This window comes from Psychroserpens sp. (assembly GCF_045105015.1).
GTDB lineage: Bacteria > Bacteroidota > Bacteroidia > Flavobacteriales > Flavobacteriaceae > Psychroserpens.
Genome location: NZ_JBGCCX010000087.1, coordinates 1 through 9,921 on the forward strand (window position 1 = coordinate 1; position 9,921 = coordinate 9,921).

The 9,921-nt window shown below is 33.0% G+C and carries 7 protein-coding genes; 2 read left to right on the top strand and 5 right to left on the bottom strand.

Translation table 11 applies throughout. From position 1 onward, the window contains the following. Positions 1 to 2,368: TonB-dependent receptor domain-containing protein (locus AB8B90_RS06635; RefSeq protein WP_405334959.1), on the top strand; the 2,368-nt coding region annotated here is incomplete at its 5' end. A 54-nt stretch (positions 2,369 to 2,422) separates the two neighbouring features. Here AB8B90_RS06635 and AB8B90_RS06640 read toward each other — a convergent pair. Next, positions 2,423 to 7,225 carry a lamin tail domain-containing protein gene (locus AB8B90_RS06640; RefSeq protein ID WP_405334961.1) on the bottom strand — a complete coding sequence of 1,601 codons (4,803 nt, stop codon included), beginning with the start codon at positions 7,223 to 7,225 and terminating at the stop codon, positions 2,423 to 2,425. A gap of 114 nt (positions 7,226 to 7,339) precedes the next feature. On the opposite strand from AB8B90_RS06640, the gene AB8B90_RS06645 reads away from it, so the two are divergent. Then, positions 7,340 to 7,813 (top strand): regulatory protein RecX, encoded by a 474-nt coding sequence (locus AB8B90_RS06645; protein ID WP_405334963.1) that lies wholly within the window; start codon positions 7,340 to 7,342, stop codon positions 7,811 to 7,813. A 49-nt stretch (positions 7,814 to 7,862) separates the two neighbouring features. Here the strand turns inward: AB8B90_RS06645 and AB8B90_RS06650 are convergent, their stop codons facing one another. The 4 genes from AB8B90_RS06650 to AB8B90_RS06665 all read right to left on the bottom strand — a co-directional run. Beyond that, the gene (locus tag AB8B90_RS06650) at positions 7,863 to 8,354 is read right to left on the bottom strand and encodes a DUF6646 family protein (protein WP_405334965.1); all 492 of its coding nucleotides are present in this window, start codon (positions 8,352 to 8,354) and stop codon (positions 7,863 to 7,865) included. Positions 8,355 to 8,416: 62 nt separating this feature from the next. Then, positions 8,417 to 9,280 (bottom strand): cupin-like domain-containing protein, encoded by an 864-nt coding sequence (locus tag AB8B90_RS06655; protein WP_405334967.1) that lies wholly within the window; start codon positions 9,278 to 9,280, stop codon positions 8,417 to 8,419. Between the two features lie 105 nt (positions 9,281 to 9,385). Continuing rightward, entirely contained in the window at positions 9,386 to 9,706 is a 321-nt protein-coding gene (locus AB8B90_RS06660) for a DUF3784 domain-containing protein (protein WP_405334969.1), read from the bottom strand. Positions 9,707 to 9,740: 34 nt separating this feature from the next. Next, the coding region (locus AB8B90_RS06665) for a hypothetical protein (protein ID WP_405334971.1) at positions 9,741 to 9,921 on the bottom strand (181 nt) is incomplete at its 5' end.

A 9,921-nucleotide genomic window follows, 5' to 3' on the forward strand; every position in this document is an offset into this window, starting at 1 on the left:
CGTTAATGCTCAAGAGGTTAAGGTGCTCGATCAAGAAACTCAAATACCTATTGCTGGAGTAACTATCTACAATTCTAATAAGGATGAATCTGTTATCACAGATATTGATGGTAAAGCATTTTTGGATCAATTTGATGCGAATGAAACTATCTACTTTCAAAATATACTTTATGTAAAATATTCTACTAAAAAGAGTGTGATTTCATCAGACAATTATGTGGTTTTTTTAGAGCCTAATATTGAAGGACTAGATCAAGTAGTTGTTTCTGCATCAAAATTTGAACAAAGTAAGCGTGATATTCCTCAAACAATCGTTAATGTGAATTCTGCAGACATTCAGTTTGCAAACCCACAAACAAGTGCAGATTTATTAGAAGGTACAGGTAATGTGTATGTTCAAAAAAGTCAGCTAGGAGGAGGGAGCCCAGTCATTAGAGGATTTTCTACAAATAGGCTTTTAATTACTGTTGATGGTGTAAGAATGAATAATGCCATTTTCAGAAGTGGAAATCTACAAAACGTTATTTCTATTGATCCGTTTACCATTCAAAACACAGAAATTACTTTAGGAGCAGGTTCAGTGGTTTATGGTAGTGATGCTATTGGTGGTGTAATGAGTTTTTATACTCAAAAACCTCAATTATCTTATAAAGATTCATTGTACTTTAATGCAAATGCAGTTGCGAGATATGCAACAGCAAATAAAGAAAAAACGGGTCATCTAGATTTTAATTTTGGTTTAAGGAAATGGGCATTTTTAAGCAGTATTAGTTATACCGATTTTGATGATTTAAAAATGGGAAAACATGGTCCTGATGATTATTTAAGACCAGAATATGTTGAAACAATAAATGGTCAAGATGTTATTTTACAAAATAAGAATCCAAGGCTACAAGTTCCCACTGGATACGATCAAATTAATTTTTTACAAAAGGTGAGATATGAGCCAAAAGAAAATTTAAGTTTCGATCTAGGGTTGTACTATACAAGTACATCTTCTTATCCAAGATATGATAGATTAATTAGATATAATGGTAATGAACTGCGTTCTGCTGAATGGGATTATGGCCCACAACGATGGTTTATGGGTAATTTTCAAGTGACCAAACTAAGCAGTAGTTCAAATCTGTATGATAAGATACAAGCAACTGTCGCGTATCAAAATTTCCAAGAAAGTAGATTCGATCGTGATTTTCAATCTGTTTTAAGAAGCGTTAGAGAAGAGGCTGTAGACGCTTATTCTTTAAATGTAGATTTTGAAAAACAATTAGGTCAACAAAGCAAGTTATTTTATGGTATAGAATATGTTTTCAATAAGGTGAAATCAAATGGGTTTACTGAAAATATTATCACAAACGAATCTTCATCTGCTGTATCTAGATATCCAAATGATTCAGATTGGCAATCTTTAGCTGTTTATGCAAGTTATAAGTATAAACCAAATTCTAAATTTGTATTTCAATCTGGACTGAGATATAATTATATTATAGCTAATGCTGATTTTACTGAAAACAATACTTTTTTGAATCTTCCTTTTGATGATTCAAAAATTGATACAGGAGCATTAACAGGTACTGCTGGAATAAGCTGGCTTCCTAGTGAAATGATTCAATGGAAGTTAAATGTATCAACAGCATTTAGAGCACCTAATATTGACGATATAGGGAAAGTTTTTGACTCAGAACCTGGCTCAGTTGTAGTTCCAAATAAGAGTTTAAAAGCTGAATATGCATATGGTGCAGAATTAGGTCTTAAACTTAATTTTGATGACATATGTATTATTGATATAGCTACTTATTATACTTTTTTGGATAACGCTTTAATTCGTGGAGATTTCAATTTAAATGGTAATTCTCAAATAATATATGATGGTGAGCTTAGTAATGTTCAAGCGATTCAAAATGTATCTAAAGAACGAATTTATGGTTTCGAAGCAGGTATTCAATTTAATATTTCAAAAAATTTAAAGTTAGTATCACAATATAATGTTGTTGGAGGAACTCAAGAAGATAATGGTTTAGAACTTCCTGTTAGACATGTGGTTCCAAATTTTGGAAACACACATATTGTATGGAAGGAAGATAAGTTTTTAATTGATGCATTTGTAGAGTATAATAATGAATTGTCTTATGACCAGTTAGCGCCTTCAGAACAATCTAAAGATTATATCTATGCTTTAGATCGTAATGGCAACCCTTTCTCTCCTTCATGGTATACACTCAATTTTAGAACGCAATATAAATTTTCTGAAGCTACAACAATTACTGCTGCCTTAGAGAATATTACTGACCAAAGATACTTAACATACTCCTCTGGCATTGCTGCTCCTGGCAGAAATTTAATAGTGTCTTTAAAGTACAGCCTGTAAATAAAAAAGACTTCAATTATTGTTGAAGTCTTAATAATTGTTTATTTTTTATATTTATTTACGCTTAATAGAGCGCTTGATTATTGTTTGACCATTAGATAAATATACCTTAGCAATATAGGCGGTCTGACTGAGACTTGGTAATTCAAATGTTTCTGTTGAACTATTACCATTGAGATTGTATAATGTTCGCCCAATTAAATCAATAATTTCAATTGTTTTAATTGTTAAATTATTTCCGACTGAAAATTTCACACTTCCATTCTCTAATTCAATAATAGTTAGCTCATTTGAACTAATTTTATCGTCAGTAATTGATAAAGATTCCGACTGAAAAACTATCTCAAAGCGATCTTCAAAATTACCAGTTTCAGTTGAAAATATATAATCAGAATTTGTTAGGTTATGAATAGAGTTTAGAAGGTTGTCCTTTAGATAAACAGTTACATCATTAAGTACACCTTCGGTTCCATAAAGAGAAATTGTCAATTCACCTAAAATATTAGAGTCATAACCAATAGGAACAATGTCTTCTATACTAAAAGGCGGTCTACCTTGAATACCATATTTGTAGAGGTTAGTATTATCTTTTGAATAAAAATCGATGAAATTTGAACCTTCTAAGCGAATACCATCATAAAGCCTGTCTTTGCTTAAAGTACCATCTTCCATATAGCCTATCAAAATTTGACTAAACACACCATCAGGATTAGTCATGTTAAGCCACATTCTGTTTTTTTCAGGATATGTAAATGAATTTGATTCAGAGTTTCTGAAAAAGTCATTGTTATTATAAGTTCTATCTCGCATAGCGTTGGTAAACTCAATTGTACCAGCACTAATAGCATCAATGAAAAAGCCTTGACCAGAAGCAATATAGCCAGTAGGTATATTACTAATTATATCTCCTGTTGATGCAGTCCCAATACCTCCAACACTATTATACATAGCATAATCATTAGAACGAAAGTTATAAGCATTTGGTCCAGGGTTACTAATTGAAATATCATCTTCATGAGACCATAAGTAAACTGTTCCTGATAAGTTAGTATTGTGTGAAACAAGTTCATCTACAAAAATAGCCGAAGGATATGGGTTTCCTAAAAGATTCCAATCATCATTCGCATCAGCTCCATTTTGACTTAAAGCAATTGGAACTGAAATAACACCAGTATTTAATGTTCCATTAAATGTAATAGAACGTTGATGAACACCAGAACCACTTGTCATAGCAGCATAACCTCGACCAGCAGACATAAACGTATTATGATTTGTCCAAGCGTTTTGATTATCATCAAAACTGTCAGCATCTAAATCAGAAAATTGTGATGTATTGAAACTATATATTCGATCTGAACGAAATCCAGTTAAAACTGTTTGGGCACTAGTTCCAGAAACAGAATAATCTACAGGGGAAGACCAATACGTATAGTCGTAGGTTTCCATATCTGTAGTTGTTTTATGAACATTAGTAGTACCATTATTAGTTACAGTTCCTGAATCATCAATCATAACTAAAGATCCTTCATTTTCAATATCTAGTGTTCCGTTAACTATTAAATCACCATTTATTTCAACATAATTACCATTTCTAATATTTAAAGTCCCTGAATTAATATTTAAAGAACAAGCACTAAAGCTTCCGTTGACTGTTGTATCATAATTAAAATCAACAATTGTAGTTGTATTAATATCAGGAGTTCCGTTAGACCAGACTCCAGGACTTACCCATGTTGTGCTTTGAGTAATTAGTCTAATTGCATCACTAGCTGAATAACACGTAATCGTATTTTCTCTTATTTGACAATAGTATTGGTAGTTATCTAATCCAAACGTATTAGAAATAGTTAAAGTGTCAGAGGTTGAGCCTGAGTAGGTTGCATTATTAGTTACCGCTACCCATCCCATTGGGTCTCCAGGAGCGAATACAAACCACTGATACGCTAAAGGTAATCCACCTACAGTGCCTTCATCTCCACTTACTGTTATTGTAGCTGTCACATCACAAAAAGTTACAGTTGATGATGCTCCCATGATATTAGTTGGAGGTACACCAGTTGAAAAATCATAATCTCCAATATCACTATAATCATTGTTAGAAACACAAGCCGTAGACCCTTGACCAGCCCAATCAATAATATTCCATTGATTTTCATTAAAAGTAGCGTTAGGTAAAGGAGTAGCTGTATTTAATCTTCTAAAATCAAAACCTCTAGTTCCAGTAATTGGAGTGCCAAGAGAGTCCATCCAATCATCATCACCGTAAACACCAAAGGCATCAATTGGAGGGTCAGTAATGGCATCACCTACATTGTATAAACCAATAAAATCATGACCACTACTAGTTACATTAACTCCAGCAATTGTAGAACTATTTTGGTCGCCATAACTTCCATCACCACCTGCTACAGAGCAAAGAGTACTACCTAAAGCACCGAAAGTCCCTGTTGTTAGAACAAATGTTTGTCCAGCATTAATTGTTCCAGAAAGTTGTTGAACTGATGGAGCTGGGTTTGCTGAAGACGTAGGGATTTCAGTACCATCAGTTCCATTTGAATAAATTCTTATTTCGTAAGTAGATAAATTAATATTTGAGCTTGTAGGATTATAAATTTCGATGTAAGTTAAACTTCCATAGGTAGCATCTGTGATTTCACTTATAAATAATTCTGTTAATGTTGAGCCACCTTCACAAGACCCAATTTGGTTGTCGATTATAGTGAATGGAGTGGTTACAAGACATCCAGAATCATCTAAAACTTCCAAGCTACCTGAAAGCACACCTGAAGGAACAGTTACTTCCATTTCAGTGCTTGAAATATTGCTAATTAACGCCGCAGGAGTTCCATTAAATGTTGCACTTGCAGTACTTAAATTAGTTCCAATAACGGTTACAATTGTACCAGCTGGACCAGAAGCTGGAGAAATAGAAATTGCAGATGCAGCACATTCCGCCTCACCTCGAATTTGAAAAGTATAAGGATTCTCGGCATCAAGATCTGAATTTACTATTCTAACAATGTCTGTTTTTATTCCTATAGGGTTTTGAGGATTAAAAACTATTTCAAATGCTACTGGAGGATCAGTAGGAGTAATTGTCAATGGTAAAGTTGGAAGATTTTGTAAGCTAAAGTTGGTATCTGTATCAAGACTGATGCTATTAATAACCAAATCTATATTTCCTTCATTAGTGATATAATATGTTTTAGGCATTGTAGTACTTCCAATAGGAGTTGCTGCAAAGACTGTATTGTAAGGGACAGTTGAAGCTGTTGATGTATCGGGAATGGTGTTAAATGAATTGTTTGCTACATTTATATCAGCAGCTGGTGTCCCACATTGAGATATTAATGAGTTGATTCCTGGTGAGCCAGCATCAGATACTTCCTGCCAGTCTGTTCCTGTATTAGAATTGTCAGAAGCGTTCGTGTTGAAGTGAAGTGAAAACCCATTTCCATCAGCACCATCTACATCGTCATAGGAGACACTATCTATAATCGTTGAGGAGACATCATCTGCAACAATGGTAATTGTTCCATCAGAATTTCCAAGAATACCAGAGCCACTGCCAGAAGAGTAAATAGTTGTAAAGACACAACCTGGATTAAAATTAGCATCACCATTATCTCCCAATTCAACTAAAATACAATCTCCATCTAATATTGTAACTCCAGATGAAGGAAAGGTGTATTGTGGATTGCCATTTACTTCAATTGTATAATTATTTAGTATTTGGTCAACTCCTGAAAGGTTACATATCTCAATCCATTCATCATCACCACCAATGGTATTGTACATGATTTCTGTGATAATAACATCAGCTAGTACAGGAGTTTCATCGTCAACTATTGTTAGTGTATGTTGAGAATTACCACCAACTGTTGCTGCAATTCCACCTGTAGGGTTGGTTAAATTCAAAACAACAGTTTCATCACCTTCATAAATTAAGTCATTTGTTGACATATAAATGGTGAGACACTGGTTTGCACTACTTCCTGTTGGAAAAGTTAGGGTTTGAGGAAAAGTTATTGGCATTGGAGTACCAGCACCATCATCATAATCGGTTCCGTTTGTTGCTGATGAGCCTCCTCCTAAAATAACATCAACTGTTGTCGCAGCACTTCCTGAAGGGTTTACAATATTGACACAAATATCAATAAACACACCAGTTCCCTCAACTAATGAAGAGGTGACATTTATAAATTCTACTCTGGTATCTGTGGAACAATTAGTTACCACGAAACTATCAGAAAAGGTTTGTTGAGTGGTATTGCTTCTTAATGTCCAATTGTTATTATCATTAATAGTAGCTAATAAGTTTGCTTGAGTATCAGTTTCAGGGTTAGCGACATCTAACGCACAATTATCAACTTCAGTCGATATTGCAATTGCATTTACACCATTTGTAAGACCTGCAGGCAAATTGCCATCAGCTGCACCTCCCCAAGAACCTCCGTCATTACTTAATGCTGCAATAAAAGTTGGTGATCCTGTGGCACCTTGATAGGCTAAAATTGAGTCACCGTTTACACTAAAATTAACATCTCCTGTTTCTGAGACACTACCTGTGCTTGCAGATGGTGAAGTAGTAATTGTAACAACTGTACCGCAAGTCAAACCACCTGAAGGTGGAGTCCAAGATATAGTACCTTCGCCACCACTTAGATCATTTTCTTCATTATCGGTAAAATGAATAACTTCTGTGTCTGCAATATCCACTAAGGCAACAAAACCAAAATTATCTGTACCATCAGCATTGTATTGTACAAATGCGATATCACCAGGACTGAGTTGTCCATAACTATAAAACACTGAACTTAGCAGCATTATCAAGAAAAACGCGTAATTCCTTTTCATACGGAAAATTAATTAATTGCCATCGAGGGCAAGCTTACAAATTTATGCAAAAATAGTTATAAATGAGTGGTTTAAGTCCTGACTTTTATTAACAAAATGTTATAATTTTGTAATATGATTTCTCAAAAAACATATTCGGTTGATGAAGCTCGAAAAAGATTAGAACGGTATTGTGCTTATCAAGAACGGTGTCATAAAGAAGTTAATCAGAAACTCTATGAAATGCGCATGATTCCTGAAGCTAAAGATGAAATTATAGTTCATTTACTTCAACATAATTTTTTAAATGAAGAACGATTTGCCAAAGCATTTGTACGTGGTAAATTCAGAATAAAAAAATGGGGGAAACAGCGCTTGACTTTAGAGTTAAAACGAAAAGATATTAACAAAACCATTATTAATATTGCTTTAAAGGAAATTAATATTGATGACTATTATAATACTTTTAATGACCTCGCTCAAAAGAAGCTAGAAACAATAAAGGAAAGTAATTATCAAAAAAAACGTAAAAAGTTAGCTGATTATTTACTCTACAGAGGTTGGGAGACCCAATTAGTTTATGACAAGATTCGAGAGTTAATTCCATAAAAAAAGCATCTTAAATTTAAGATGCTTTTTTTATTTGTCTGAGATGATTTTACAAGCTGAAAGTAGCTCCTATATTAACCGTAAATTGGTTATGAATGTAATAACTTACTTTAGATTTATCATCACTATATTTTGCCAATGGAAAGTTAGCTTCAGTAAAAACTCCAAATCCATCAGAGAAAAAATAACGTGCTCCAACATGACCACCAAAGTTTTTTAAGCTTAGGTTTAATCCAGGATATACATCAAAATTATCGTCAACTTTAATAACGTTACCTAAATTAGCGTTAAACCTTGCTTCTAAGTCAAAACGATCACCGAAATCGGCATCTAATCTACTATCAATGCCCAAGGCATATGTTGATGATAGACCTACAGAGAAGTTTTCACCCAATCCATAATCATAGGTCAAATTAAGTCCAGTAGCTTCATCTTGAAAGTTTGCTGCAACTTGAAATTTTTGATCTCCTTTTCCTTTATAAGCTTGTGCATTTACTAAAGAAATAGATACTAATGCGATAATAAAAAATAATTTCTTCATAGTTATTGTCTAAAATTTGAGTTTGCAAATATATACAAGTTTTTGATACTTAAGTACTTCTTTTAAAAACTCTTATCGGTTCGTGAAATAGCTTGTTTGTTTTTCCAATCTATCCATTTTTGACCTTTTATTTGTCTCATAAGATTGTCAAAATTACGCATAATAATTACGTTGTAAATTGCTTTCCCTAAATTTATAGGACGACTCGCAATTGCTCTTAAACTCATTGAAAAACCTGGAGTCAAATACTTCATGTAATGCCAGTAACCCTCTGGCATATATAATATTTCACCATGATTTAATTGACATTGCCATCCTTTTGCTTTTTTTAAAGCTGGCCACTGATTGAAATCAGGATTAGAAAAATCTATATCTTCTCTTGTGATTAAAGAGTGAGGGATTTTATACAAATAATCATTTTGTTTTTGATCAAACAGAATGCATTGCTTTTGACCTTCAAAATGAAAATGAAAAATATTTGCTAAGTCAATATCGTAGTGCATAAATGTGTGTGAATCTTTTCCGCCAAAAAAAAGCATTGGTAAGCTCTTCATTAGTTTTAAACCAAAATCTGGATAGGAAAAATCGTCTTGTAACTTTGGAATTTCCTTTAAAATATTCCAAAGGAAAATACGATATTTTGTAGGCTCATTTTTAAGCAAGTTAACATAATCACTCATTTTCATTTCGGCATGTGGCTCGTTAAAACCATCTTTATAGTCTACTGGTCTATCATCATATAAAGGTACAATTTTGTCACCAGCAATGGTTTTCATATAGTCAAGATTCCACTTGTTATATGCAGGCCAGTCATTAATAAAACCCTCGATAACCACAGGTATTTGTGGTTTAAAGTAGTGAGATAAAAATTCCTCTTTGGTGATGTGTTTTACACGAGGAATGTCTTGAAGATTCAGTGTTGACATCAGAAAATGATAATATCCAAAGTTAAGAAAACGCTTCGAAATGAAATAAATTGTATGTTAAAATTTAGCCAGTCAAAACTGTATAAAAAATAGTATTAAATGAAATTAGTTATCCTTTTTAACCTTGTATTTCTGAGAATTCGAAACTATTAATAAATAAGGTAATCCGATAGCAATTGCTATAAAAAGGCTGTAGGTTGCAATTTTAGGATTTTCAAACCATTTAGAAATTAGGTATCCAAATATCAATATAAATGACATTCCAAACATTGCATTTCTAAAAACATTAGCAATACCATCAATATCATATTTATCTTTTTCTTCTTTAGATAAGGTGTTATATCCTGCTATTAAAAAATACATTTTGCCATATTTAATAGCTATCCCTAAAACGATAAATATGATTGAAACAATCAAGGAATTCATAGAATTGTTTTCTTGTTTAGAATTAAGTATTTTTCTAATTAAAATTATATCTTAATCCGATTAATACATTGCTGGGTGGCATTGGTACAAATCCAGTTTCAATATAATCAGCATTAAAGATGTTGCTGGCTGTTACGCTAAACTCCATCGATTTAACTTTTACCAAAAGTGAAGTATCCCAAACATTATAAGTTTGTCCGGTTGTTCGCTCAGCA